At 44.0% G+C, this 24,139-nt stretch carries 29 protein-coding genes and 1 riboswitch; of the genes, 24 read left to right on the forward strand and 5 right to left on the reverse strand.

What is annotated here, in order from left to right:
• Positions 1 to 154 precede the first annotated feature (154 nt).
• Complete coding sequence (locus ACQVGT_RS08575) at positions 155 to 949, reverse strand: YqhG family protein (RefSeq protein WP_003230200.1); 795 nt, start codon at positions 947 to 949, stop codon at positions 155 to 157.
• Positions 950 to 969: 20 nt separating this feature from the next.
• On the reverse strand, positions 970 to 2,643 hold the full coding sequence (locus ACQVGT_RS08580) for a DEAD/DEAH box helicase (RefSeq protein ID WP_015384082.1): 1,674 nt from the start codon (positions 2,641 to 2,643) through the stop codon (positions 970 to 972).
• A 168-nt stretch (positions 2,644 to 2,811) separates the two neighbouring features.
• A riboswitch (glycine riboswitch) is annotated at positions 2,812 to 2,913 on the forward strand.
• Between the two features lie 171 nt (positions 2,914 to 3,084).
• Between ACQVGT_RS08580 and gcvT the strand changes: the two genes are divergently transcribed.
• Genes gcvT through gcvPB form a run of 3 tightly spaced genes read left to right on the forward strand, consistent with a single transcriptional unit; the run spans position 3,085 to position 7,008 of the window.
• On the forward strand, positions 3,085 to 4,173 hold the full coding sequence (gene gcvT, locus ACQVGT_RS08585) for a glycine cleavage system aminomethyltransferase GcvT (protein WP_015384081.1): 1,089 nt from the start codon (positions 3,085 to 3,087) through the stop codon (positions 4,171 to 4,173).
• Positions 4,174 to 4,202: 29 nt separating this feature from the next.
• Complete coding sequence (gcvPA, locus tag ACQVGT_RS08590) at positions 4,203 to 5,549, forward strand: aminomethyl-transferring glycine dehydrogenase subunit GcvPA (RefSeq protein WP_015384080.1); 1,347 nt, start codon at positions 4,203 to 4,205, stop codon at positions 5,547 to 5,549.
• Entirely contained in the window at positions 5,542 to 7,008 is a 1,467-nt protein-coding gene (gene gcvPB / locus ACQVGT_RS08595) for an aminomethyl-transferring glycine dehydrogenase subunit GcvPB (RefSeq protein WP_015384079.1), read from the forward strand. Before gcvPA ends, gcvPB begins: the two co-directional genes overlap by 8 nt.
• Positions 7,009 to 7,042: 34 nt before the next feature.
• Here the strand turns inward: gcvPB and ACQVGT_RS08600 are convergent, their stop codons facing one another.
• Positions 7,043 to 7,423: a rhodanese-like domain-containing protein gene (locus ACQVGT_RS08600; protein WP_004398485.1), complete on the reverse strand. Its 381-nt coding sequence runs from the start codon at positions 7,421 to 7,423 to the stop codon at positions 7,043 to 7,045.
• A 190-nt stretch (positions 7,424 to 7,613) separates the two neighbouring features.
• On the opposite strand from ACQVGT_RS08600, the gene lipM reads away from it, so the two are divergent.
• The 3 genes from lipM to ACQVGT_RS08615 all read left to right on the forward strand — a co-directional run bounded on the left by lipM (position 7,614) and on the right by ACQVGT_RS08615 (position 9,978).
• On the forward strand, positions 7,614 to 8,450 hold the full coding sequence (gene lipM / locus ACQVGT_RS08605; RefSeq protein WP_014664579.1) for an octanoyltransferase LipM: 837 nt from the start codon (positions 7,614 to 7,616) through the stop codon (positions 8,448 to 8,450).
• 99 nt (positions 8,451 to 8,549) lie between these two features.
• Positions 8,550 to 8,978: a transcriptional regulator MntR gene (mntR, locus tag ACQVGT_RS08610; protein WP_003236923.1), complete on the forward strand. Its 429-nt coding sequence runs from the start codon at positions 8,550 to 8,552 to the stop codon at positions 8,976 to 8,978.
• 124 nt (positions 8,979 to 9,102) lie between these two features.
• Positions 9,103 to 9,978, forward strand: a complete 876-nt coding sequence (locus ACQVGT_RS08615; RefSeq protein WP_015384078.1) for a patatin-like phospholipase family protein — start codon at positions 9,103 to 9,105, stop codon at positions 9,976 to 9,978.
• On the opposite strand, the gene ACQVGT_RS08620 is transcribed toward ACQVGT_RS08615, so the two are convergent.
• Both ACQVGT_RS08620 and ACQVGT_RS08625 read right to left on the reverse strand, forming a co-directional pair.
• Positions 9,975 to 10,370, reverse strand: coding sequence for an SA1362 family protein (locus ACQVGT_RS08620; protein WP_003226367.1), 396 nt, complete (start codon positions 10,368 to 10,370; stop codon positions 9,975 to 9,977). The two genes, ACQVGT_RS08615 and ACQVGT_RS08620, sit on opposite strands and share 4 nt — an antisense overlap.
• Before the next feature lie 39 nt (positions 10,371 to 10,409).
• Entirely contained in the window at positions 10,410 to 11,366 is a 957-nt protein-coding gene (locus tag ACQVGT_RS08625) for a DUF1385 domain-containing protein (protein ID WP_015384077.1), read from the reverse strand.
• 226 nt (positions 11,367 to 11,592) lie between these two features.
• Here ACQVGT_RS08625 and ACQVGT_RS08630 point away from each other — a divergent pair, with 226 nt between their 5' ends.
• The 18 genes from ACQVGT_RS08630 (at position 11,593) to folD (ending at position 24,013) form a co-directional block, all read left to right on the forward strand.
• Entirely contained in the window at positions 11,593 to 12,129 is a 537-nt protein-coding gene (locus ACQVGT_RS08630; protein WP_080030676.1) for a YqhR family membrane protein, read from the forward strand.
• Positions 12,130 to 12,215: 86 nt separating this feature from the next.
• Entirely contained in the window at positions 12,216 to 12,662 is a 447-nt protein-coding gene (gene aroQ, locus ACQVGT_RS08635) for a type II 3-dehydroquinate dehydratase (RefSeq protein WP_015384075.1), read from the forward strand.
• The gene (gene papA, locus ACQVGT_RS08640; protein WP_015384074.1) at positions 12,659 to 13,720 is read left to right on the forward strand and encodes an aminopeptidase PapA; all 1,062 of its coding nucleotides are present in this window, start codon (positions 12,659 to 12,661) and stop codon (positions 13,718 to 13,720) included. Before aroQ ends, papA begins: the two co-directional genes overlap by 4 nt.
• Positions 13,721 to 13,744: 24 nt before the next feature.
• A complete protein-coding gene (efp, locus tag ACQVGT_RS08645) occupies positions 13,745 to 14,302 on the forward strand; it encodes an elongation factor P (RefSeq protein WP_003226377.1) in 558 nt (185 codons plus the stop codon).
• 143 nt (positions 14,303 to 14,445) lie between these two features.
• The gene (locus ACQVGT_RS08650) at positions 14,446 to 14,727 is read left to right on the forward strand and encodes a YqhV family protein (protein WP_004398639.1); all 282 of its coding nucleotides are present in this window, start codon (positions 14,446 to 14,448) and stop codon (positions 14,725 to 14,727) included.
• 75 nt (positions 14,728 to 14,802) lie between these two features.
• Positions 14,803 to 15,726: a stage III sporulation protein AA gene (spoIIIAA, locus tag ACQVGT_RS08655; RefSeq protein ID WP_003230226.1), complete on the forward strand. Its 924-nt coding sequence runs from the start codon at positions 14,803 to 14,805 to the stop codon at positions 15,724 to 15,726.
• Positions 15,720 to 16,235 carry a stage III sporulation protein SpoIIIAB gene (gene spoIIIAB, locus ACQVGT_RS08660; RefSeq protein ID WP_014477309.1) on the forward strand — a complete coding sequence of 172 codons (516 nt, stop codon included), beginning with the start codon at positions 15,720 to 15,722 and terminating at the stop codon, positions 16,233 to 16,235. The genes spoIIIAA and spoIIIAB overlap by 7 nt, the downstream gene beginning before the upstream one ends.
• Before the next feature lie 22 nt (positions 16,236 to 16,257).
• Positions 16,258 to 16,464, forward strand: a complete 207-nt coding sequence (gene spoIIIAC / locus ACQVGT_RS08665) for a stage III sporulation protein AC (RefSeq protein WP_003153142.1) — start codon at positions 16,258 to 16,260, stop codon at positions 16,462 to 16,464.
• A gap of 6 nt (positions 16,465 to 16,470) precedes the next feature.
• Complete coding sequence (gene spoIIIAD / locus ACQVGT_RS08670; protein WP_003230228.1) at positions 16,471 to 16,872, forward strand: stage III sporulation protein AD; 402 nt, start codon at positions 16,471 to 16,473, stop codon at positions 16,870 to 16,872.
• Between the two features lie 18 nt (positions 16,873 to 16,890).
• The gene (gene spoIIIAE / locus ACQVGT_RS08675; protein WP_003230230.1) at positions 16,891 to 18,090 is read left to right on the forward strand and encodes a stage III sporulation protein AE; all 1,200 of its coding nucleotides are present in this window, start codon (positions 16,891 to 16,893) and stop codon (positions 18,088 to 18,090) included.
• 13 nt (positions 18,091 to 18,103) lie between these two features.
• Positions 18,104 to 18,724: a stage III sporulation protein AF gene (gene spoIIIAF / locus ACQVGT_RS08680; RefSeq protein WP_015483425.1), complete on the forward strand. Its 621-nt coding sequence runs from the start codon at positions 18,104 to 18,106 to the stop codon at positions 18,722 to 18,724.
• Positions 18,717 to 19,406, forward strand: a complete 690-nt coding sequence (gene spoIIIAG / locus ACQVGT_RS08685; protein ID WP_014477307.1) for a stage III sporulation protein AG — start codon at positions 18,717 to 18,719, stop codon at positions 19,404 to 19,406. Before spoIIIAF ends, spoIIIAG begins: the two co-directional genes overlap by 8 nt.
• Positions 19,407 to 20,063, forward strand: coding sequence for a stage III sporulation ratchet engulfment protein SpoIIIAH (spoIIIAH, locus tag ACQVGT_RS08690; protein WP_003230250.1), 657 nt, complete (start codon positions 19,407 to 19,409; stop codon positions 20,061 to 20,063).
• A 156-nt stretch (positions 20,064 to 20,219) separates the two neighbouring features.
• Positions 20,220 to 20,699, forward strand: a complete 480-nt coding sequence (accB, locus tag ACQVGT_RS08695; protein WP_003230252.1) for an acetyl-CoA carboxylase biotin carboxyl carrier protein — start codon at positions 20,220 to 20,222, stop codon at positions 20,697 to 20,699.
• Positions 20,700 to 20,710: 11 nt separating this feature from the next.
• A complete protein-coding gene (gene accC, locus ACQVGT_RS08700; protein ID WP_014477306.1) occupies positions 20,711 to 22,063 on the forward strand; it encodes an acetyl-CoA carboxylase biotin carboxylase subunit in 1,353 nt (450 codons plus the stop codon).
• A gap of 20 nt (positions 22,064 to 22,083) precedes the next feature.
• Positions 22,084 to 22,491 carry a fatty acid biosynthesis protein YqhY gene (gene yqhY / locus ACQVGT_RS08705; protein WP_003230254.1) on the forward strand — a complete coding sequence of 136 codons (408 nt, stop codon included), beginning with the start codon at positions 22,084 to 22,086 and terminating at the stop codon, positions 22,489 to 22,491.
• A gap of 263 nt (positions 22,492 to 22,754) precedes the next feature.
• Positions 22,755 to 23,150 carry a transcription antitermination factor NusB gene (gene nusB / locus ACQVGT_RS08710; protein WP_003230256.1) on the forward strand — a complete coding sequence of 132 codons (396 nt, stop codon included), beginning with the start codon at positions 22,755 to 22,757 and terminating at the stop codon, positions 23,148 to 23,150.
• 11 nt (positions 23,151 to 23,161) lie between these two features.
• Complete coding sequence (gene folD, locus ACQVGT_RS08715; protein WP_015384072.1) at positions 23,162 to 24,013, forward strand: bifunctional methylenetetrahydrofolate dehydrogenase/methenyltetrahydrofolate cyclohydrolase FolD; 852 nt, start codon at positions 23,162 to 23,164, stop codon at positions 24,011 to 24,013.
• Positions 24,014 to 24,139: the final 126 nt, after the last annotated feature.

The following is a 24,139-nucleotide window of genomic DNA, read 5'->3' on the forward strand; positions in this document are numbered from 1 at the left end:
ATGTATTTCAGCCAGTCCGGCCATGACTTATTGTATGCTTCATTAGTCTCTGGAAGTCATTTGCCATTAAATCGCCAGAATTTTTTTCCAATATACCTTTATTATAATCGTATTTTCTCAAAAAAAACGAGAATGATGTCGAATGGTAAAAAAGTTAGCTTGAAATATTATTTTGCAGATAAAACAATCCGCCATTTTCAATTTCAACTGATATCTTTGGTTGATACAAGGTTTTCAGCGCCTGTTTTTCTAGATGGTATTCTTCTGGTTTTTCTTCTATATGCTCGTAAAACTTATCAAGCAATGTCATATCATTCTTCCACCTGTTAACCGCCTGTTCCGCCCAGTCGGACGGCTCCTGCATAGCGGATTTTGAAATATAGTTTTCCATACGCTTAAGTCCGCTTTCTGGTTTGATCATAGGTGAAATGGTGAAGCAATAGTCACATATTTGAGACGTCAGTGAAAACTGGGTCAGCTTGCTTTGAAAATCTTCAATTATCGTTCCAGAGACTAGGTGAAGACCTAGTGACAATAACTTATCCTTTTTCATGTCGGACTGGTATGAAATCGTGACATTTATACCAAGCCAAGGCTGAAGTGGGACTTTAGCTCCGGCTGATTCAATTTTCTCATACATTCTGGTAAATCTCCCATTTTGTTTAACAGCTTTAAATATTTGAAAAAGACGCGGGGCCCCAAAATATATAAATTCACCATCTAGGTCTTTTGGTGCATTTTCTTTATCTGTAATAAAAGTGATTTTCATTGGATTCGGATCACCGCCTGTCTTCTCGCGCCAATGCCAGTAGAAAGGGCGGTTCATGATTTGTTTGTCCATTTCAACTGTAAGCTGCACTGTCATATAGCCTAAGCCTTGATCGACGATTTGGCAGCTGTTTGCTTGAAAAAAACGCAGCAGAAAATCGTGAACCTCTTGCTGTCTCACTAATAAAACCTCCTTACAGGCTAAGATCCTCTTTTTTCAGCAGGCAGCTGTTTTTTATAAGACAAAAATGAGGTTAAGTTATCCATTTTTATTTTCATTTCTTCTTCTGTTGCTGAGTGATACAAAATGTCATGAAGGTGCTCTTCAAAATTGTTCACTTGAATTTTCGTTAAAATATCATCAAGTTCACCGACCACTTTTTCAAACAAATGAATTTTTTCATATAAAAGCTTTAGAATATGCTCTTCCACCGTATGTTTTGTCGCCATGTTATAAATATGCACGTCACGCTCCTGCCCGAGTCTGTGAATTCTTCCGATTCTTTGCTCAAGTCGCATCGGGTTCCATGGCAGGTCATAGTTGATCATGTGATTGCAAAATTGCAGGTTAATCCCCTCACCGCCTGCTTCAGTTGCAATAAGGACTTGGATTTTTCCGCGGAAAAGATCCTTCATCCAGTCTTTTTTTCCACGTTTAAATCCGCCTCTAAACGGCACAGAACTGATGCCGTTTTGCTGAAGAAACCACTGCAGATAAATCTGGGTTGCACGGTATTCTGTAAAAATGATGACCTTATCGTCGATCTTTTTGATCAAGTCAACAACTTGAAGCGCTTTAGAGTTTTGTGTCACTTGATTGATGCGATCTATTAAAACTGAAATCGTATCCTCATCAATGGCAGGTGCTTGTTTCTCTTTTTGATCAAGCATCTTTTTCAGCGTCATATACACCGCTTCTCTGCTCGAACAGCATTCTCTTTGCAAGGTCATAATCGAGAACATGCTGGCTGGTTTATTGATACTTTCCTTCAAGCGAGAAATTTCATCATAAAGCGCCTGCTCTGATGGAGAAAGTTGAATCGGCACTGTTTCAACATGGCGCTGTTTCCAATTCAGCCCTGTATCATGCCGCCTGTTACGGATCATGACTTTATTCACAAGATCTTTTAAATGTTCATGCGTTTCTAAACTGGATTTCTTCTTGGCGAACTCCTCCTGAAAGTGATTCTGACTGCCTAAATGGCCGGGTTTTAATAAGGACACCAAATTGAAAATCTCTTCGATACGGTTCTGGATTGGCGTTGCGGTAAGAAGCAGGCAATATTTTTTTACGAGATTCCGGACAAATTCATAGTTCTTCGTTTTGCTATTTTTCAGTTTGTGTGCCTCATCAATAATGACAAGATCATATGGGATAGACAGAACGATTTCTCGATGGGGCGAACGCTTCGCGGTGTCTATTGATGAGACGACAATATCGCATTGCTCCCACACATAGCTTTTCTTTTGTTCAACAGCCGGAATCAAAAATTTTTCCTGAAGCTCTTTGACCCATTGTGACACAAGGGAAGCGGGCACAAGGATCAAAATTTTTTTTGCTAACCCGCGAATCATATATTCTTTTAGAATCAGTCCTGCTTCAACCGTTTTCCCGAGACCAACCTCATCTGCTAAAATTGCTTTCCCGTTCATTTTTTCAACCACTTTTTGCGCCACTTCAAGCTGGTGGGGGAGCGGCGTAAAGGAAGGCAGATATAAAGGAGCCCGTAAGCCTTCAAACTCTGGAATTGCTAATGTTTTCTGGATTTCTGCAGAGAGCTTGTACAGTTCCCAGTTTGCCCAAGGGCCATCGTTTTTCAGTCTTTCAGCAAATTCTTCAGGCCATTTTGCATCGTAGATCATTTCTGTATTCATTGCTTTGAAACCGCCTTTCTTATTCTTCGATTCTTAAGATGAATAATATAAGAAAAATCTGCCCAAATTGCTGTTGCCCAGCATATAGTGATGATGGTAGGATATGAGTATGTATTTGATGTAAGATATTGCTATAGTATGTCCATAACAGCATGAAAATATGAGCGAATGACAGCAAGGGGAGAGACCTGACCGAAAACCTCGGGATACAGGCGCCGAAGGAGCAAACTGCGGAGTGAATCTCTCAGGCAAAAGAACTCTTGCTCGACGCAACTCTGGAGAGTGTTTGTGCGGATGCGCAAACCACCAAAGGGGACGTCTTTGCGTATGCAAAGTAAACTTTCAGGTGCCAGGACAGAGAACCTTCATTTTACATGAGGTGTTTCTCTGTCCTTTTTTGTATGTTTTTTAGCTGCGCCGTTGAAAAAGGGGAGGAATTAGATGCTGAAAAGAACGCCGTTATTTGACCTGTATAAGGAATATGGAGGAAAAACGATTGATTTCGGAGGCTGGGAGCTTCCTGTTCAATTTTCTTCTATAAAAAAAGAACACGAGGCTGTCCGAACTGCAGCCGGTTTGTTTGATGTATCTCATATGGGAGAAGTCGAAGTGTCAGGGAACGACTGTCTGTCTTTTTTGCAAAGATTGATGACAAATGATGTTTCCGCGTTAACGCCAGGCCGTGCTCAATATACAGCGATGTGTTACCCGGATGGCGGAACCGTCGATGATTTGCTTATCTATCAAAAAGGAGAGAACCGCTATCTGCTTGTCATTAATGCTTCTAATATAGATAAAGACTTGGCTTGGATGAAAGAACATGCAGCAGGTGATGTGCAGATTGACAATCAGTCAGACCAAATCGCGCTCTTGGCTGTACAGGGACCGAAAGCAGAAGCGATCTTGAAAAATCTGACAGATGCAGATGTGTCTGCATTAAAGCCGTTTGCGTTTATTGATGAAGCCGATATCAGCGGACGCAAAGCACTTATTTCACGCACTGGCTATACGGGAGAAGACGGGTATGAAATTTACTGCCGCAGTGATGATGCTATGCATATTTGGGAAAAAATTATCGATGCAGGGGATGCATACGGATTGATTCCATGCGGTCTCGGTGCACGTGATACACTCCGGTTTGAAGCGAAGCTCCCGCTCTACGGTCAGGAGCTGACCCGGGATATTACACCGATTGAAGCAGGTATAGGCTTTGCTGTAAAGCACAAAAAGGAGTCTGACTTTTTTGGTAAGTCAGTATTGAGTGAACAAAAAGAAAACGGAGCAAAGCGCAAACTTGTCGGTCTCGAAATGATTGAAAAAGGGATACCGCGGCACGGATATGAGGTTTTCCAAAATGGCAGGTCTGTCGGAAAGGTGACAACCGGCACGCAGTCACCGACATTAGGGAAAAACGTCGGCCTTGCCTTAATTGATTCGGAAACGAGTGAGATCGGGACTGTTGTAGATGTAGAGATTCGCAAAAAATTAGTGAAAGCAAAAGTTGTCAAAACACCATTTTATAAACGCTAATATTTTTTCTTGGAGAGAGGAGACAACACATGAAGCACCGTTATTTGCCCGCAACAGAAGAGGATAAACAGGAGATGCTTGCCACTATCGGCGTAAGCAGCATCGATGATTTATTTGCTGATATACCGGAAAACGTCAAATATAAAAAAGAGTATCAAATCAAAAAAGCGAAATCAGAAACAGAATTAACAAGAGAACTGACAAAGCTGGCCTCTAAAAATCGTGATACCGTTCAATACGCTTCTTTCTTAGGAGCGGGTGTATATGACCACTATCAGCCTGTCATTGTGGATCATGTCATTTCGCGCTCTGAGTTTTATACCGCATATACGCCTTATCAGCCAGAGATTTCACAAGGAGAGCTCCAGGCTATTTTTGAATTCCAAACGATGATCTGTGAACTGACAGGCATGGATATCGCCAACTCCTCGATGTATGACGGCGGAACAGCCTTGGCAGAAGCAGCAATGCTTGCTTCAGGCCACACGAAAAAGAAAAAAATCGTTGTGTCAAAAACCGTGCATCCTGAATCGCGAGAGGTGCTGAAAACGTACGCAAAAGGTCAGTATATTGATGTTGTTGAAGTACCCGCTGCGGATGGCGTTACGGATCTTGATGCATTGCGCCAAACCGTTTGCGAGAACACAGCCGCAGTGATCGTTCAGTACCCGAATTTTTTCGGCCGGATCGAGCCGCTAAAGGATATTGAGCCTATCGCTCATCAAGGGAAATCCATGTTTATTGTTTCAGCCAACCCGCTGGCGCTAGGTCTTCTCACTCCGCCGGGCAAGTTTCAGTCTGATATCGTCGTCGGTGATGCGCAGCCTTTCGGCATTCCTTCAGCGTACGGCGGCCCGCATTGCGGCTTTTTTGCCGTTACTAAAAAATTAATGAGAAAGGTGCCGGGCCGTCTCGTCGGACAAACGGAAGACGAAAACGGAAAAAGAGGCTTTGTGCTTACCCTGCAAGCCAGGGAGCAGCATATCCGCCGGGATAAAGCAACATCAAATATATGCTCGAACCAAGCTTTAAATGCGCTGGCAGCATCAGTGGCCATGACTGCTCTCGGAAAAAACGGCGTAAAAGATATAGCCCGCCAAAATCTCTTAAAAGCCAACTATGCAAAGCAAGAAGCAAAAAAAGCAGGCCTTACCGTTATGTTTGACGGGCCGATGTTTAATGAATTTGTCATCAAACTGGATGAGCCGGTGAGAGCTGTGAACAAGCGTTTGCTGGCAAAAGGCATGATTGGCGGATATGATCTTGGGCTGACGTATCCGGAGCTGGACTGCCATATGCTGATTGCTGTAACGGAGCTGAGAACAAAAGAAGAAATTGACGCACTCATTCAGGAATTGGGGGATCGCCATGAGTAATCAGGACCAGGCACTTATTTTTGAACTTTCAAGAGAAGGCCGAATCGGCTATAGTCTGCCGGAGCTCGATGTACCGGAAATCGAATTGGGGCACCTCTTGTCAGACACCTATATTCGTGACGAAGACGCAGCGCTGCCGGAGGTTTCAGAGCTGGACATCATGCGCCATTATACAGCGCTGTCCAAACGCAATCACGGGGTGGATTCCGGTTTTTATCCTCTCGGTTCTTGTACGATGAAATACAATCCGAAAATCAATGAAAAAATCGCGCGTATACCTGGTTTTGCTGCGATTCATCCCCTTCAGGATGAAGACACGGTGCAAGGCGCATTAGAACTTTTATATGATTTAAGCAAGCACCTTGAAGAAATAACGGGAATGGATGAGGTTACGCTTCAGCCTGCTGCCGGAGCGCACGGCGAATGGACGGGGCTGATGATGATCCGTGCCTATCATGAAGCTTGCGGGGATTTCAAGCGGACGAAGGTCATTGTCCCTGATTCCGCGCACGGGACGAATCCTGCATCAGCGACAGTAGCAGGCTTTGAAACCGTTACGGTGAAATCGAATGAAAATGGGCTTGTTGATTTAGAGGATTTAAAAAGAGCAGTGAATGAAGAAACTGCAGCTCTTATGCTGACGAATCCAAACACGCTCGGCTTGTTTGAGGAGCAGATTACAGAGATGGCGGAAATTGTACACCAAGCGGGGGGGAAACTGTATTATGACGGCGCTAATTTAAATGCTGTTTTAAGCAAAGCGAGACCTGGTGATATGGGATTTGACGTGGTGCACCTCAACCTGCATAAAACATTCACAGGCCCTCATGGCGGCGGAGGCCCCGGCTCAGGCCCTGTCGGCGTAAAACAAGATCTGATTCCTTATTTGCCAAAGCCAGTTATAGTCAAAAAAGAAGGGCGCTTTACGTTTGATTATGACCGCCCTCATGCGATCGGCCGTGTGAAGCCGTATTACGGCAACTTTGGCATTAATGTGAGAGCGTATACGTATATTCGCTCCATGGGGCCTGACGGATTAAAGGCTGTTACTGAGAACGCAGTGTTAAACGCCAATTATATGATGAGAAAGCTCGCGCCTTATTACGATCTTCCGTTTGACCGCCATTGCAAGCATGAATTTGTATTATCAGGGAAGCGGCAGAAAAAGCTGGGAGTGCGTACGCTTGATATTGCAAAACGGCTCCTTGATTTCGGCTATCATCCGCCGACGATTTATTTCCCGCTTAATGTTGAAGAATGCATCATGATCGAGCCGACAGAGACAGAATCAAAGGAAACACTGGATGCGTTTATTGATGCTATGATTCAAATCGCAAAAGAAGCGGAGGAGAATCCGGAGCTTGTTCAGGAGGCCCCGCATACAACGATTGTAAAAAGAATGGATGAAACAAAAGCGGCGAGACACCCGGTGCTCAGATACGAGGCGGTAGAAAGATAAATAAAAACAGCTGTCTACCAGACAGCTGTTTGCTTTATTTCTTCGCTTTAATCTTTCCGCCCCATTTTTTAAAGCCGCCTTTTAGGTTGTAAATCTCAGTGCAGCCGTTTTTGCGCAGGGTTTGTGCCGCGCGTCCGCTGCGGACACTGTTTTGGCAGTACAGGTAAACAGGCTTGTCCGTACGGATCTCATTTTTTCTCTGTTTCAGCTGGGAAAGCGGGATGTTGCGGGCGCCTAAAATATGTCCGCCCTCAAACTCATTTGGTTCACGAACGTCAATAAGCTGCGCTTTGCGGTAACCCGCGCGGAATTCTTCTTCGGTAAGTGTTTTCATAATTCGCTGCTGATAGACATATGAAGCAATCATATAGATGATAAACGCAGCAAAAATAATCAAAACGATCATATTAGACAATGTGATTCTACTCCTTTAGCATATAAAATCAAAACCCTGCTTCATAAAACAAGGTCATAGAGCCGTTTTCGACAAATACTATTATAGTAAAGCACAGCGTGATTGTCATCTATAATGGAACTAAAATATTTTTCATTTTCCCGACAGTTTGATAAACTGATTCTATTAAAACGGTAAGGAAGGTCTTAAAATGCAAAAAGAAACTTGGCGGTTTATAGACTCAGGCAATGCAAGTCCTGCATTCAATATGGCGCTTGATGAAGCGCTTTTATATTGGCACAGCGAAAAGAAAATCCCCCCGGTTATCCGTTTTTACGGCTGGAATCCGGCGACACTTTCTGTAGGGTATTTTCAAAATATTAAAAAGGAAATCAATTTTGAAGCAGTACATAAATATAATCTCGGATTCGTCAGACGCCCGACCGGCGGGAGAGGTGTGCTGCACGATCAGGAACTGACATACAGCGTAATTGTTTCGGAAGAGCACCCCGAGATGCCGGCGACTGTTACTGAGGCTTACCGGGTTATTTCAGAAGGCATACTTCAAGGCTTTAGAAATCTCGGTCTGGACGCTTACTTTGCCATCCCGAGAACTGAAAAAGAAAAAGAAAGCTTAAAAAATCCGCGGTCATCTGTTTGTTTTGACGCGCCTTCGTGGTATGAGCTAGTAGTTGAGGGGCGCAAGGTGGCGGGAAGCGCGCAAACGAGACAAAAAGGCGTGATTCTTCAGCATGGCTCCATTCTGCTTGATTTGGATGAGGACAAGCTGTTCGATCTGTTCTTATATCCGAGTGAAAGAGTAAGAGAACGGATGCAGCGCAATTTCAAAAATAAAGCGGTTGCCATTAATGAACTCACTGAAAAGCGGGTGACGATGGATGAGGCTCGTAAAGCCTTTAAAGAAGGATTTGAAACAGGTCTTAACATTCATTTGGAGCCATATGAACTTTCTCAGGAAGAGCTTGATTTTGTTCATCACTTGGCTGAAACAAAGTACGCTTCAGATGAATGGAATTATAAGCGGTAAACAGGGCTTTTGACCCGCGGAGCATCCTTGTTTTTTCAAGTTCATTAGTGTAAACTTGTAATGGTTTATAAAGTTAAGGTGCTTTTTGGGAGGGTTTCGATGACAACACCAAGTATGGAAGATTATATTGAACAGATTTATATGCTGATTGAAGAAAAAGGATATGCACGAGTTTCCGATATCGCGGAAGCATTGGCAGTCCATCCCTCCTCTGTAACAAAAATGGTTCAAAAACTAGATAAAGACGAATATTTAATTTATGAAAAATATCGCGGTCTCGTGTTAACGTCTAAAGGGAAAAAAATAGGCAAACGGCTGGTATACAGACATGAATTGCTTGAGCAGTTTTTAAGAATCATTGGTGTTGATGAAGAGAAAATATATAACGATGTCGAAGGAATCGAACATCATTTAAGCTGGAACAGTATTGATCGCATCGGGGATCTTGTTCAATATTTTGAAGAAGATGATGCCCGTAAAAAAGATCTGAAATCAATCCAAAAGAAAACAGAACATCATAATCAGTAAAAAGGCGGTCTCGAAGGAGGCCGTCTTTTTTGATACGCTGACGCCACCCGTCATTCGTTGGTCTATTTCTTCGCGTGTTTTCTTAAAATGGTAATAAACGATCGGATGGAGGGGGAGGGAAGAGATGTATATTGACGGTGTGTTTTCCGGCGGAGGAGTAAAAGGCATTGCGCTCGCAGGCGCTTATGAAGTGCTTGAGGAAAAAGGCTTCCGCTTTAGAAGAGTTGCGGGTACAAGCGCCGGCGCCATTATTGCCGCTTTCATTGCGTCAGGTTACACCAGTAAGGAAATCCACGCTTTAATTGAAGAAGTGGACGGAGAGAAATTGCTGGACCAGAGGTACTCATTTCTCCCCTTAAAGATGCTCCAGTGGGTGTCCATCTATTGGCGTCTTGGCTTATACAAAGGCGATACGATAGAAAAATGGATTGCTGATCTGTTAAGAGCGAAAGGCATAAGGGTTTTCGGCGATTTGCAGAAAGGGTCTCTGCGCCTTATTGCTTCTGATCTGACAAACGGCACCATGATTGTTTTGCCGGACGATTTGGCCCGTTACGGGTTAAATCCTGATATGTTCCCGGTTGCCAGAGCGGTCAGAATGAGCTGCAGCATTCCGTATTTCTTTGAACCGATAAAATTAAAAACGGACACAGGCACCGCCACGGTTGTCGACGGAGGCGTGTTAAGCAATTTTCCAATCTGGCTGTTTTCAAAGGAAAGAAAGCGCCCTGTGATCGGTGTCACGCTTGCGCCGCGTGAAAGAGAGCGTCCGAAAAAAAATATCCGCAACGCTTTTGAACTGTTCGGCGCCCTGTTTGAAACGATGAAGGATGCTCATGACGCAAGGCACATTGCGTCACGCTATGAACAAAATATTATTTTTCTCCCTGTCGATGACGTAATGGCCACTGATTTTCATTTAACACAACAAAAAAAACTAGCCCTGATTGAGCTAGGTAAAAGACGGACAGAGCTGTTTTTAAAGCAGTGGACCTATTAAAAAAGCGCTCTGTTTTTCTTTTTATTTTTTTTCCCTTCTATAACAGTCAGCTGAGTCTGGCTTTTTTTCTTGAGAATCATCGGCTTAGGCTTGCTGGCGCTCGGAACGCTTCGCAGGTGGCTGACACGTCCCTTATGTCCGGCGCGGTGTTTTGCTTTTTGTTCTTTCATCCGGCGCCGCGATTGTTTCGCCGCTTTTTTGAAGGCTGCTCCTTCGCTGCCCGCATTTCGATTCATTACATATTTCACAATAAAATAAATAATGATACCTGCCACAATGACGGTTACCGCCATTTTTGCCATTTCTCCGGGATTGGTTACCAGCACATAGAGGAAACCGAACGCTCCCAGCGCAATTAATACAGCAATAATAGGTTGTACACGATGATTCATAACTGTCCACCTCCGAAAGTAATAGCAGGGCAACGGATTTTAGATGACGTTGTGAGAAGGCTTCTGATTTTGCTCAGACAATGCTTCGAGTCTGAGAAGTTCGTTAAAGCTTTCGATGGCAACTTCAACCTGTTCATCCTTAGGTTCCTTTGTGGTTAACAGCTGAAGCCAAAGACCCGGGTATCCAAGTAATTTCAGACCGGGAATGTCACGCACTTTGTTTGTCAGCTGCAGAACTTCAAAGGATATACCAAGCACGACCGGTATCAGTGCGACACGATCTATAACACGCAGCCAAAGCGGATCTGTCGGAACGAGCAAATAAACAAACATGCCGACAATAATCGTAAATAAAATAAAGCTTGATCCGCAGCGGTAATGAAGCCGAGATTGGTTTTGGACATTCTCCACAGTAATTGGCAAATTCTGTTCATAACAGTTTATGACTTTATGTTCGGCTCCATGATATTGAAACACTCTTTTAATAAGCGGTGTCATGGACAAAAAATAGATGTAACCGAGCAGCAAAATCAACTTAAACAGGCTTTCAACCGCGATTTGCGCCGTGTCCGAGGAAAAAATCGGCCTTGTCAGTTCAGCTAAGAAAACTGGAACCAATGTAAATACGAATTTACTGAACAAAAATGATAGGACGCCTATAACTGCGAGGCTGAGATACATAGACAGCCCGGAGGATTTTTTTTCTTCCTGCTCAAGTGTCTCGTCTTCAGATGGATCGAGCCCGTAACGTTCGCTTGAAAAATTCAAATGCTTTGTGCCGTTTGCACTCGCTTCGATAATGGCCGCGATCCCCCGTAAAAACGGTATCTTTTTCACGATGTTCAGTTTCGGGTTGTGTTTGCGTGGAAGCTTAAAAAAGTCAATGCTTCCATCCGTTCTTCTGATGGCTGTAACGTAATGATGCTTTCCGCCAAACATAACGCCTTCCACAACAGCCTGCCCGCCGTAAGCGGGCGGAACTTTATGTTTTGACATATTATCAACCTGCCTATTTCTTTAGGATTGCTAACCATTTCCTTTCACTCTATTGTACAGGAAACAGCGCTAAACCTCTAGATTGACAGGCTGAAAAAATTGCCATAGCCTTGCTTTTTCTACATGCATTATACCCGTTATTTTCAAATTTTACTCGCAGCTGTCAAAAAGTGTGAGCTTTTTTATTGACATTTCATTTTTTGGGCACACTTTAACTGGAGGTGCCATGATGACAAGCGAAAAAGATACAGAACAAAATGAAGAATTGAATGAGAAGCAACAGCCGCCTGTTTCAATGGCCGGCAGGGTGGCGGCAACAGGTTTTTGCGGAGGCGTACTTTGGAGTTTCGTTGCTTATATCGCATATTTGTTCCATTTTTCCGAAATCAGCCCGAATATGATATTGCAGCCGTTTGTGCTCGGAGAGTGGAAAAAACATGGGCTGGGAACGGTAATCAGCATCATTTTGATTGGAGTAATTTCAATTGGCGCAGCGTTTCTTTATTTTCTTCTATTGAAACGTTTAAAAACAATGTGGCCGGGTATTTTATACGGCTTGGTGCTTTGGCTGCTCGTGTTTTTTGTTTTTAATCCGATTTTTCCAGATGTGCGCACGGTGACCGAACTGACATCAGATACAATTATTACGACCATTTGCATTTATTTGCTTTACGGGCTGTTTGTCGGGTATTCCATTTCATTTGAATACAATGAGCTGAATTCGGAAAAGCTTGCACGTGCGCTGGGAATGCATAGAGAATAGTGTATAATCCTTTTCCAGTATGATAAAATGTTCACGAGAAGTGAACATTTTTTACATGAGAAACCCTCGCGAAAAGGAGAGATTATGTGCCTCATTTTTTGATTTTGAACGGACCGAATGTTAACCGGCTGGGGAAGCGTGAGCCTGAAGTATTCGGCCGCCAGACACTGACCGATATTGAAACAGATCTTTTTCAGTTTGCTGAAGCCTTACATATCCAGCTCACTTTCTTCCAGTCTAATCACGAAGGTGATTTGATAGATGCGATACATGAGGCTGAGGAGCAATACAGCGGGATTGTTCTGAACCCTGGCGCCCTGAGTCATTACAGCTATGCGATCAGGGATGCTGTTTCAAGTATCAGTCTTCCTGTGGTAGAGGTGCATTTATCAAACTTATACGCCAGGGAAGAATTCAGGCATCAGTCGGTTATCGCTCCTGTTGCGAAAGGGCAGATTGTCGGTCTTGGAGCTGAAGGCTACAAGCTTGCTGTTCGCTACTTATTAAGCCAGCAAGGGGGAGAATCAAGATGAAGCTAGAGAAATTAAGAAACCTGTTTGGACAGCTGGGAATTGACGGCATGCTGATTACAAGCAGCACGAATGTACGCTATATGACAGGGTTTACAGGTTCAGCGGGTTTGGCTGTTATATCGGGTGACAAAGCAGCGTTTATTACGGATTTTCGTTATACTGAGCAGGCGAAGGTTCAGGTAAAGGGTTTTGAGATCATTGAACATGGCGGCAGCCTGATTCAGACCACTGCCGACACTGTTGAATCGTTTGGCATCAAGCGTCTCGGCTTTGAACAGAACAGCTTGACATATGGCACTTACGCTTCATACAGCGCCGTTATCAGTGATGCCGAATTAGTGCCTGTGGCTGAATCCGTGGAAAAGTTGCGCTTGATTAAGTCTAGTGAAGAGATTAAGATATTAGAGGAAGCTGCGAAGATTGCAGATGATGCCTTCAGACATATCTTGACGTTTATGAAACCCGGCATTTCTGAAATCGCTGTTGCCAATGAGCTGGAGTTTTATATGAGAAGCCAGGGAGCAGACAGCTCTTCTTTTGATATGATTGTCGCCTCAGGCCTTCGTTCAAGCCTTCCGCACGGTGTGGCCAGTGACAAACTGATTGAAAGCGGAGACCTTGTTACGCTTGATTTTGGCGCTTATTATAAAGGATATTGTTCTGATATTACCCGGACGGTCGCTGTAGGTCAGCCCAGTGATCAATTGAAGGAGATCTATCAGGTTGTATTTGATGCTCAGGCGCTCGGCGTCGCACATATTAAGCCGGGAATGACAGGAAAAGAGGCTGACGCCCTCACAAGGGATCATATTGCTGCAAAAGGCTACGGTGACTATTTCGGCCATTCAACCGGGCACGGGCTCGGCATGGAAGTTCATGAATCGCCGGGATTATCCGTCAGATCTTCAGCTATCCTTGAACCGGGTATGGTGGTCACAGTGGAGCCGGGCATTTACATACCAGAAACAGGCGGTGTCCGCATTGAAGATGACATCGTGATTACAGAAAACGGCAACCGGACAATCACCCATTCCCCAAAAGAACTTATTATTTTGTGATTGGAATATAGGAGGACATTAAACATGATTTCAGTTAACGATTTCCGTACAGGATTAACAATTGAAGTAGATGGCGGCATTTGGCGCGTCGTTGACTTCCAGCACGTAAAACCTGGAAAAGGTGCGGCATTTGTCCGCTCTAAACTCCGCAACCTTCGCACTGGCGCGATTCAGGAAAAAACATTCCGCGCTGGTGAAAAAGTAGCGAAAGCGCAAATCGAAACCAAAACAATGCAATATCTATATGCAAACGGAGATCAGCACGTATTTATGGATACTTCTTCCTATGAGCAGCTTGAACTGAGCGCAACTCAAATCGAAGAAGAATTAAAATACCTGCTAGAAAACATGTCTGTGCATATCATGATGTACCAGGATGAAACACTTGGTATCGAACTTCCAAACACAGTTGAGCTGAAAGTTGTTGAAACTGAACCTGGTATTAAAGGTGATACAGCGTCAGGCGGTACAAAACCTGCGAAAACTGAAACCGGGCTTGTTGTAAACGTGCCGTTCTTTGTGAATGAAGGCGACACACTTGTTGTCAATACATCAGACGGTTCTTACGTTTCAAGAGCATAGAAAGAAAAAAGAAGTCTGTTCCCAAATGGGAGCAGGCTTTTTTTGTGCCCAAAAACAGAATCTTTCTTTTATACGAAAATGACAAGACTACTTCAGCAAGCTAGAGCATATCATATAAAAAAATGGGAGGTTGGGAGAGTGCTATGAAATTTTTACTTGGAAATATCAATTCTACTGTTTTAACAATGGCGGGATTACGAGTTTTATCCTCTATGATTGAGCTGACGGCAGCAATTGTCATGCTTGTGACCAACGATGTCCGGAAGGCGGTTGTGGTTAACAGCATTCTCGCTATTGTCGGTCCGTTGATTTTTATCATTACGATGACTGTCGGAATCTACCAAATTGCAGGGCAGCTTTCGTATGCAAAGCTGATTCTGATTTTTACGGGTGTTGTTTTGATTTTGGCGGGTGTTCATAAATAAAGAGAGGCTTGTCATAAAGTCTGCCTCACATCATACATTTTAAAGAAGCCAATCGGTAGAAAGGAGGAGGCTCTGTTGAATGAAATCGCTGAGGTTCTCCCTGAATCCATGAAAAACGCCCTTTCTGAAATACCGGAACAACAATGGCTGGAAATCGAAGAAGTCAGAATTCGGATCAACCGTCCTGTTGAATTGATTCGAAGAGGACAACCTGTTTATTTGTCCTATGCGGGCACGGCCGAGGATGCTCATCTGATCCTGAGCCGGCTCAGCAACTATAGTATGTATACACTAGAAGAAGAGCTGAAGAAAGGGTATGTCACGATCAGAGGCGGCCACAGAGTCGGACTGGCGGGCAGAGTCATTACGGAAAACGGAGGTGTGAAAGGCCTCCGTGACATCGCATCTTTTAATATACGAATTGCCCGGCAAAAGCTGGGGATTGCGGAGCCGCTGCTTCCATACTTATATCAAAACAGCTGGCTGAATACGCTGATTATCGGACCGCCCCAAACAGGCAAAACAACACTTCTCCGGGACCTTGCGAGGCTCTCAAGCACCGGCAAAAAAAACATGCTGCCCGTAAAGACAGGAATCGTCGATGAACGGTCAGAAATTGCCGGATGTCTTCGCGGCATTCCGCAGCATCAATTTGGTCAGAGAATTGACGTGTTAGACGCCTGTCCAAAAGCTGAAGGGCTGATGATGATGATTCGATCCATGAGCCCTGAGGTGATGATTGTCGATGAAATCGGGCGTATGGAAGATACAGATGCACTTCTGGAGGCACTGCATGCTGGTGTTTCAGTAATCGTATCAGCGCATGGCTGGAGCATATCCGACCTGATGAAGCGGCCTTCATTGAAGCGTTTGTGGGAAGAAAGAGCCTTTGACCGCTATTTGGAATTATCAAGAGCAAAAGGGCCGGGCACAGTGAGCCAAATTTATGACAAAGACGGAAATGTGCTGTCTAGGACGACGGGCGTGAAAACATGCTGAAGCTGCTGGGCGCTGTATTCATTGTGGTAGCGACAACATGGACAGGTTTTGAGATGGCGAAGATTTATACAGAACGGCCGCGGCAAATCCGCCAGCTGCGTGCGGCGCTTCAATCCCTCGAGGCTGAAATCATGTACGGCCATACACCGCTTCATACTGCTTCACAGCAGATTGCCAAACAGCTCGCACAGCCTGTTTCAGCTCTTTTTTCCGCATTCAGTGATCAGCTGGACAAGGGAAGTGATTCCGCGAAAACGGCGTGGGAGCAAAGCTTAAAGAAGGTATGGGACACCCTGTCTTTGAAAAAAAGCGAATACGAAGTACTGAAGCAGTTTGGCGAGACGCTCGGGATTCATGATCGAATCTCTCAGCAAAAGCACATCAAGCTGGCGCTGACACATTTGGAAGCCTCGGAAGCGGATGCTGAGCAGGCGCAAGCGAAAAATGAAAAGATGATAAAAAGTTTGGGCTTTTTAGCGGGCTTGTTACTCATTCTTCTATTGATGTAAACGTGAGGGGAGCAAAAATAAAATGGGAGTAGACGTGAATGTCATATTTCAAATCGCCGGAGTGGGAATCGTGGTCGCTTTTTTACACACGATATTGGATCAGATGGGCAAGAAAGAATACGCTCAGTGGGTGACGCTGTTAGGTTTTATCTATATTTTATTTATGGTCGCCACGATTGTAGATGACCTATTTAAAAAGATAAAAGCTGTGTTTTTATTCCAAGGATAGGGGGGCTTGCAGATTGACATTGTTCAAATTGTAGGTTTAGGGCTGATCGCCACCTTCCTTTCTTTAATTGTAAAAGAACAAAAGCCGACTTTTGCGTTTTTAATCGTCGTTTTTGCCGGATGTGCCATTTTTCTTTATTTGGTAGACCAAATCTACGACATTATTCGAATGATAGAAAAAATTGCGATTAATGCAAATGTCAACATGGTCTATGTTGAAACCATTTTAAAGATCATCGGAATCGCCTATATTGCTGAATTCGGGGCACAGCTCACAAAAGATGCCGGTCAAGGAGCCATCGCCTCGAAAATAGAATTGGCGGGGAAAATTTTAATACTCGTTATGGCTGTGCCTATTTTAACCGTCATTATCGAAACGATTCTCGGACTTATACCTTCTATGTCATAACCGAAAGGAGGCGGTAGATTGAAGCGCTTTCAATGGGTTTTGCTTTTGGCCGTCCTGATCATAGCAGGCCGTGCAGAAATTGTACAAGCAGCTGGTAATGCAGAACAAACGGAAGACCATGCTGAAACAGCCGAGCAATTAGCGGAAAGGACAGCAGCCTCGCTTGAAACAGATAAGATCGGGGAATTTTGGAATGACATTATGACAGAATACGGCGGACTGCTGCCGGAAAGCCAAAAAGGCAGCTTAATGGAGTTTATCAATGGCGATAAATCATTCTCACCGCAAGAATGGCTGAAAGCTCTCTTTTCTTATTTGTTTCATGAAGTGCTTGCCAACGGAAAGCTGCTGGGCACATTGATTTTGCTCACGATTTTTTGCGTCATTCTGCAGCTTCTGCAAAATGCTTTTCAGCAAAGCACCGTCAGTAAGGTCGCTTACTCAATTGTGTACATGGTGCTGATTATTCTTGCTCTTAATAGCTTTCATGTGGCAATTAACTATGCAACTGAGGCGATTCAGACGATGACCAGCTTTATCCTGGCGCTCATTCCGCTCCTCTTGGCGCTTTTGGCTTCCTCAGGCGGAGCTGTATCTGCTGCCTTCTTTCATCCTGTTATCCTCTTTCTGATGAACACGAGCGGTCTCTTGATTCAGAATATCGTCATGCCGCTGATTTTTTTATCAGCGATTCTGAGCATTGTCAGCACGATGACCGAACAATACAAAGTAACGCAGCTGGCCAACCTGCTCAGAAATATCGCCATCGGAGCACTGGCTGTTTTTCTTACCATCTTTCTCGGCGTCATCTCTGTTCAGGGAGCCTCGGCTGCAGTGACAGACGGCATTACGCTCAGGACGGCTAAATTTATAACGGGAAATTTTATTCCTGTGCTTGGCCGAATGTTCACAGACGCAACAGATACAGTAATCAGCGCCTCTTTACTGCTGAAAAATACGGTAGGGATTCTCGGTGTTGCTATTTTGATCTGTATCGCGGCATTTCCGGCAATCAAAGTGCTTTCCCTCGCTTTTATTTATAAGCTGGCAGCCGCGATTCTTCAGCCGCTTGGAGGCGGGCCCGTCATCACCTGCCTCGACGTCATCAGCAAAAGCGTCATTTATATTTTTGCAGCTCTCGCCATTGTGTCTCTCATGTTTTTTTTAAGCCTTACTGTCATAATCACAGCCGGAAACCTCACGATGATGATGAAATGAAGGAGGCAGGCGAATGAGTTTTTTAACGGAATGGCTTACCACCATCGTGTTGTTTATCCTATTTGCAATTGTGATTGATATGCTGCTGCCGAGCTCCAGCATGCAAAAGTACGCAAAAATGGTAGTCAGCCTGCTCTTGATTGTCGTCATGCTTACGCCGATTTTTAAACTTTTCAAGACAGACCCCGAAGTCATCTTTGAATATCTCACAAAAAACGGGCAGTCAGAGTCTGCCGACATAAAAAATCAAATCAATTCAAAAAAAATAGAAATACAAGCTTCCCAGCGCGCATATATTCTAGAAGAAATGGCTGTCCAACTAAAAAAGAAAGCGGAGGAGAGATTCAGTCATGATGAATATAAAGTAGGCCGCATCAAACTCACGGCAGGAGAAAAGGTAGATTCAGAAGAGGATATTAAAACAATCAGCGTGTATATGGCCCCGTCTTCTGAAAAAACGGTCCAAACGGTCGCGCCGGTCCACATTGATACAGATCATGCATACGTAACGAAAGAAGCAGCCGAACAAAAAGAAGCCAAACAGATACAAACGCAGCTCGCGGACATTTGGGAAATCGGAAGTGAGAAAATTACGGTTCATATGGAAGGCGGGGAGAATGTCGGCAATGAATAAAAACGGATTATGGAATGTATTGAAAAAGCAGTTTCTTCCGGGACAAACGAAGGACGGCGAAAAGCCGAAGCTGACCAAATATCATTACTTTCTATTCGTTTTTGTTCTCGGAGTTTCCTTTATGCTTGTCAGCCAGCTGTTTTCTTCACCTGAGAAAACAGAAAACGCCAAAACGATAACGGCCGTATCATCGCAACATTCCGCAGACAGCAAAGAGAAAACAGCTGAAGTGTTTAAAGCCTCAAAATCTGATAAACCTAAAGACTCGATCGATGACTATGAAAAAGAATACGAAAATCAGCTGAAAGAAATTCTTGAAACAATCATTGGTGTGGACGATGTCTCGGTTGTCGTGAACGTAGATGCAACGTCGCTGAAAGTATACGAAAAAAACAAATCAAACAAAAATACAACCACTGAAGAAACTGACAAAGAAGGCGGAACAAGAAGCGTTACAGACCAAACATCGGAGGAAGAAATCGTCATGATCAAAAACGGCGATAAAGAAACACCTGTCGTCGTCCAAACGAAAAAACCTGATATACGCGGTGTACTCGTTGTTGCTCAAGGAGTGGACAACGTTCAAATAAAACAAACCATTATCGAAGCGGTGACACGGGTCCTGGATGTTCCAAGCCACCGGGTTGCGGTTGCCCCTAAAAAAATAAAGGAGGATTCATAAATGCTTAAAAAACAAACCGTTTGGCTATTAACAATGCTCAGTCTTGTCGTGGTGTTAAGCGTCTACTATATCATGTCGCCGGAAAGCAAAAACGCCGTGCAGATGCAAAGTGAAAAAAGCGCGTCTGACAGCGGAGAGGTCGCAACTGAAAAAGCGCCTGCCAAGCAAGACACGAAGGAAAAAAGCGGTACAGAAACTGAAAAAGGAAAAGAAGATGGAACAAAGGGAACGAAAGATTCATCAGCAGACAAGGAAACATCCGCTGAAGCCAGTGAAAAAGGAACTGTTGTTACGGAAACAGCCGATGATGATTTGTTTACGACGTACCGTCTTGATTTAGAAGATGCCAGAAGCAAAGAAAGAGAAGAGCTGAATGCCATTGTGTCAAGCGATGATGCAACAGCCAAGGAGAAAAGTGAAGCATACGATAAAATGACGGCTCTCAGTGAAGTGGAAGGAACAGAAAAACAGCTGGAAACGCTGATTAAAACACAAGGTTACGAGGATGCGCTCGTTAATGCTGAAGGAGATAAAATCAATATTACAGTCAAATCAGACAAACACTCCAAATCGAAGGCGACAGCCATTATAGACCTTGTCGCAAAAGAAATCAAAACAATGAAAGATGTCGCTGTCACATTTGAACCATCCAAGTAAGAAAGAGGAAAAAGAAGCCCGCTAAACAAGCGGGCTTTTTGCGTTGCTGTCATATTAGAGTTGAATTCAAAAGTCCGCTCCTGTAAGATGAACATAGTATGTACTTTTAGTAGTAACCTATAAAAAAAGAAATTTCATACATAGGAGTGCGATTGAATGTTAAATATCAAAGAAATCCACGAGCTGATTAAAGCAATTGACGAGTCTACAATTGACGAATTCGTATATGAAAATGAAGGTGTATCCTTAAAACTGAAAAAACACGAAGCAGGCACGGTTCAAGTCATGCAGCAGGCACCGGCAGCACCTGTACAAGCACAGGCTCCGCAGGCAGTTCAGCCGCAAGCGCAGCAAGCAGCGGCACCTGCCCAAGAAGCACCAAAACAAGATGAGAATCTGCATAAAATCACTTCACCAATGGTAGGAACATTTTATGCTTCTTCATCACCGGAAGCTGGCCCGTATGTAACAGCCGGTTCAAAAGTAAATGAAAACACAGTTGTCTGCATTGTAGAAGCGATGAAGCTTTTCAACGAAATCGAAGCAGAAGTGAAAGGCGAAATCGTTGAAGTATTAGTAGAAAACGGCCAGCTGGTCGAATACGGACAACCTCTATTTCTTGTAAAAGCGGAGTAAGGAGACTTAACATGATTAAAAAGCTATTGATCGCCAACAGAGGAGAAATTGCTGTCAGAATCATCAGAGCCTGCAGAGAGCTCGGAATTGAGACTGTCGCTGTTTATTCAGAAGCTGATAAAGATGCCCTTCATGTTCAAATGGCCGATGAAGCTTTTTGTATCGGACCGAAAGCATCAAAAGACAGCTATTTAAACGTTACAAATATTGTGAGTGTTGCAAAGCTGACTGGCACGGACGCCATTCATCCGGGATACGGATTTTTAGCTGAAAATGCTGATTTCGCTGAATTATGTGAAGAAGTTAATGTCACGTTTGTCGGTCCGAGCGCTGACGCCATTTCAAAAATGGGAACAAAAGACGTTGCGCGGGAAACGATGAAACAGGCCGGCGTGCCAATCGTACCGGGTTCACAGGGAATTATAGAAAATGTGGAAGAAGCGGTTTCGCTTGCTAATGAAATTGGGTATCCTGTAATTATAAAAGCCACCGCAGGCGGAGGCGGAAAAGGAATTAGGGTTGCCCGCACTGAAGAGGAACTGATTAATGGCATTAAGATTACACAGCAGGAAGCGGCAACTGCATTTGGGAATCCAGGTGTATACATCGAAAAATACATAGAAGATTTTCGCCATGTTGAGATCCAAGTGCTTGCTGATAACTACGGAAATACGATTCATTTGGGCGAACGCGACTGCTCGATCCAAAGACGCCTGCAAAAGCTTTTGGAAGAATCACCATCTCCTGCCCTTGATTCAGAAATCAGGGAGCAAATGGGAGATGCAGCGGTAAAGGCTGCAAAAGCGGTTGGCTATACAGGTGCTGGAACAGTTGAATTTATCTATGACTACAATGAACAGCGCTATTACTTCATGGAAATGAACACGAGAATTCAGGTAGAGCACCCAGTCACAGAAATGGTGACGGGAACTGACCTGATCAAGGAACAAATCAAAGTGGCATCAGGAATGGAACTGAGCCTCAAGCAAGAAGATGTTGAATTTGAAGGCTGGGCAATCGAATGCCGAATCAACGCAGAAAACCCAAGTAAAAATTTCATGCCGTCACCTGGTGAAATTAAAATGTACCTGCCTCCTGGCGGTCTTGGTGTCCGTGTCGATTCAGCTGCGTACCCTGGCTATTCCATCCCACCGTACTATGACAGCATGATTGCAAAGGTAATCACATACGGAAAAACGAGGGATGAAGCGATTGCTCGCATGAAGCGCGCATTGGGCGAATTCGTCATCGAAGGCATTGAGACAACAATCCCTTTCCATTTAAAACTGCTTGAACACGAAACATTTGTGAGCGGAGAGTTTAATACGAAATTTTTAGAAACATATGATGTAATGGGCTCATAATTTTTACGGAGGTGAATTGAATGAAAGACAACAGCTTGCTTAAAATGGATCACGAAGATACGCATTTGGGTAAGGTTGAGATTGCACCGGAGGTCATTGAGGTCATTGCCGGCATTGCAGCATCAGAAGTTGATGGTGTTGCCGAAATGCGCGGAAACTTTGCGACAGGCGTCGTCGAGCGTTTTGGCAAAGTGAATCATGGCAAAGGTGTCAAAGTCGACCTGGCGGATGACGGAATTACGATCGATGTATACTGTGTCGTTACATTTGGCGTTTCGATTCCGAAAGTTGCAGCATCCGTTCAGGAAAACATTCGTCAAACCTTATTAAATATGACGTCTCTTTCGATTAACGAGATCAATATTCACATCGTCGGCATTCAATTTGACACAAAAGCCCAAGAAGTCCAAATCGACGAAGAAATGTAAATGGCTTAACACGAAACCAAGGGGAGGGCGGCCCTTTGGTTTTTTTACACGTTACCCTTTATTTCAAAGCATGAAGAAAGCCGGCTTAAATAGCCGAGTTTCTTCATGATCGTGAAATCCGAATGATCATATTAAGGTGTGTGAAAATATTCGGTAATAGGGTAAAAAAACCTTGATTTCAATATGCGGATACGAAAAAAATATGTTATGATCTCTTTGTGGCTTAACGACAAGCGGATAAAGAGGATCAAAGGAGAAAGAAAATGAAAAGAAGAACAGCAAGAGAAAAAGCTTTGCAGGCACTATTTCAAATTGATGTCAGCGATATTGCAGTGAATGAAGCCATAGAACACGCACTGGATGAAGAAAAAACAGATCCTTTCTTTGAACAGCTTGTACACGGGGTATTGGAACACCAAGACCAGCTGGATGAAATGATCTCCAAGCATCTGGTGAATTGGAAGCTCGATCGGATTGCCAATGTTGACCGTGCGATTTTGCGCTTGGCAGCATATGAAATGGCATATGCCGAAGACATTCCGGTGAATGTCTCCATGAACGAAGCGATTGAGCTGGCAAAACGGTTTGGTGATGACAAAGCGACAAAGTTTGTAAACGGGGTTCTTTCTAACATTAAATCTGATATTGAACAATCATAGGAGGAAAGAAAATGACTGCAACAATCATCGACGGAAAAGAAACGGCTAGAGAAAAACGCGAACAATTGGCAAAAGAGGTAGAAGAGCTTAAAAAGCAAGGCGTCACTCCCGGACTGGCGGTTATATTGATTGGAGATGACCCTGCTTCTCACTCTTACGTGCGAGGAAAGAAAAAAGCAGCAGAAACAATGGGAATGAATTTCAAGCTCGATCAATTTGACAGCAGCCTCACAGAAGCTGAACTGCTTTCCGTTATTGATCAATATAACCAAGACCCTGAGTTTCATGGCATTCTCGTTCAGCTTCCGCTCCCAGACCATATTTCTGAAAAAGCGGTGATCGAACGTATCTCTCCTGATAAAGATGTAGACGGTTTTCATCCGTTAAACGTAGGGAAAATGCTGCTTGGCGAAGATACGTTTCTTCCTTGCACGCCTCATGGAATTGTTGAGCTTTTGAAGAAAACCAATATTGACCTTTCCGGTAAAGAGGTTGTTGTAGTCGGCCGAAGCAACATTGTCGGCAAACCTGTCGGCCAGCTTTTATTAAATGAAAACGCGACGGTTACTTACTGTCATTCAAGAACAGAAAATATTACTGAACATACGAAAAAAGCGGACATCCTGGTGGTGGCAGTCGGCAGAGCCAACTTCATCAGTGCAGACCAGATCAAAGAGGGCGCTGTTGTCATTGACGTTGGCGTTAACCGTCTGGAAAACGGAAAGCTTTGCGGAGACGTTGAATTTGAAGGGGCGAAGGAAAAAGCGTCCTTCATCACGCCGGTTCCGGGCGGAGTAGGTCCGATGACCATCACGATGCTTGCGCATAATACTGTTAAATCTGCGAAACGTACGTTATCATAGATAATTGGAGATATTCACAGGCGAAATGTTTACCCGCCTTGAATATGAGCACGATACCCGCTTCTTCAGGCTCCTAAAGCCAGGGCGGGTTTTCTTTAGTTATGGTGCAGGAATGCTTAGGAGAGG

The organism is Bacillus sp. SCT118 (assembly GCF_058566435.1).

What these genes read in the sequence shown, in the direction of transcription:
- ACQVGT_RS08580 (WP_015384082.1), bottom strand. Translation starts at nt 2,643, where the DNA reads ATGAATACAGAAATGATCTACGATGCAAAATGGCCTGAAGAATTTGCT.
- gcvT (WP_015384081.1), top strand. Translation starts at nt 3,085, where the DNA reads ATGCTGAAAAGAACGCCGTTATTTGACCTGTATAAGGAATATGGAGGA.
- gcvPA (WP_015384080.1), top strand. Translation starts at nt 4,203, where the DNA reads ATGAAGCACCGTTATTTGCCCGCAACAGAAGAGGATAAACAGGAGATG.
- gcvPB (WP_015384079.1), top strand. Translation starts at nt 5,542, where the DNA reads ATGAGTAATCAGGACCAGGCACTTATTTTTGAACTTTCAAGAGAAGGC.
- lipM (WP_014664579.1), top strand. Translation starts at nt 7,614, where the DNA reads ATGCAAAAAGAAACTTGGCGGTTTATAGACTCAGGCAATGCAAGTCCT.
- mntR (WP_003236923.1), top strand. Translation starts at nt 8,550, where the DNA reads ATGACAACACCAAGTATGGAAGATTATATTGAACAGATTTATATGCTG.
- ACQVGT_RS08615 (WP_015384078.1), top strand. Translation starts at nt 9,103, where the DNA reads ATGTATATTGACGGTGTGTTTTCCGGCGGAGGAGTAAAAGGCATTGCG.
- ACQVGT_RS08620 (WP_003226367.1), bottom strand. Translation starts at nt 10,370, where the DNA reads ATGAATCATCGTGTACAACCTATTATTGCTGTATTAATTGCGCTGGGA.
- ACQVGT_RS08625 (WP_015384077.1), bottom strand. Translation starts at nt 11,366, where the DNA reads ATGTCAAAACATAAAGTTCCGCCCGCTTACGGCGGGCAGGCTGTTGTG.
- ACQVGT_RS08630 (WP_080030676.1), top strand. Translation starts at nt 11,593, where the DNA reads ATGATGACAAGCGAAAAAGATACAGAACAAAATGAAGAATTGAATGAG.
- papA (WP_015384074.1), top strand. Translation starts at nt 12,659, where the DNA reads ATGAAGCTAGAGAAATTAAGAAACCTGTTTGGACAGCTGGGAATTGAC.
- efp (WP_003226377.1), top strand. Translation starts at nt 13,745, where the DNA reads ATGATTTCAGTTAACGATTTCCGTACAGGATTAACAATTGAAGTAGAT.
- ACQVGT_RS08650 (WP_004398639.1), top strand. Translation starts at nt 14,446, where the DNA reads ATGAAATTTTTACTTGGAAATATCAATTCTACTGTTTTAACAATGGCG.
- spoIIIAB (WP_014477309.1), top strand. Translation starts at nt 15,720, where the DNA reads ATGCTGAAGCTGCTGGGCGCTGTATTCATTGTGGTAGCGACAACATGG.
- spoIIIAC (WP_003153142.1), top strand. Translation starts at nt 16,258, where the DNA reads ATGGGAGTAGACGTGAATGTCATATTTCAAATCGCCGGAGTGGGAATC.
- spoIIIAF (WP_015483425.1), top strand. Translation starts at nt 18,104, where the DNA reads ATGAGTTTTTTAACGGAATGGCTTACCACCATCGTGTTGTTTATCCTA.
- spoIIIAG (WP_014477307.1), top strand. Translation starts at nt 18,717, where the DNA reads ATGAATAAAAACGGATTATGGAATGTATTGAAAAAGCAGTTTCTTCCG.
- spoIIIAH (WP_003230250.1), top strand. Translation starts at nt 19,407, where the DNA reads ATGCTTAAAAAACAAACCGTTTGGCTATTAACAATGCTCAGTCTTGTC.
- accB (WP_003230252.1), top strand. Translation starts at nt 20,220, where the DNA reads ATGTTAAATATCAAAGAAATCCACGAGCTGATTAAAGCAATTGACGAG.
- accC (WP_014477306.1), top strand. Translation starts at nt 20,711, where the DNA reads ATGATTAAAAAGCTATTGATCGCCAACAGAGGAGAAATTGCTGTCAGA.
- yqhY (WP_003230254.1), top strand. Translation starts at nt 22,084, where the DNA reads ATGAAAGACAACAGCTTGCTTAAAATGGATCACGAAGATACGCATTTG.
- nusB (WP_003230256.1), top strand. Translation starts at nt 22,755, where the DNA reads ATGAAAAGAAGAACAGCAAGAGAAAAAGCTTTGCAGGCACTATTTCAA.
- folD (WP_015384072.1), top strand. Translation starts at nt 23,162, where the DNA reads ATGACTGCAACAATCATCGACGGAAAAGAAACGGCTAGAGAAAAACGC.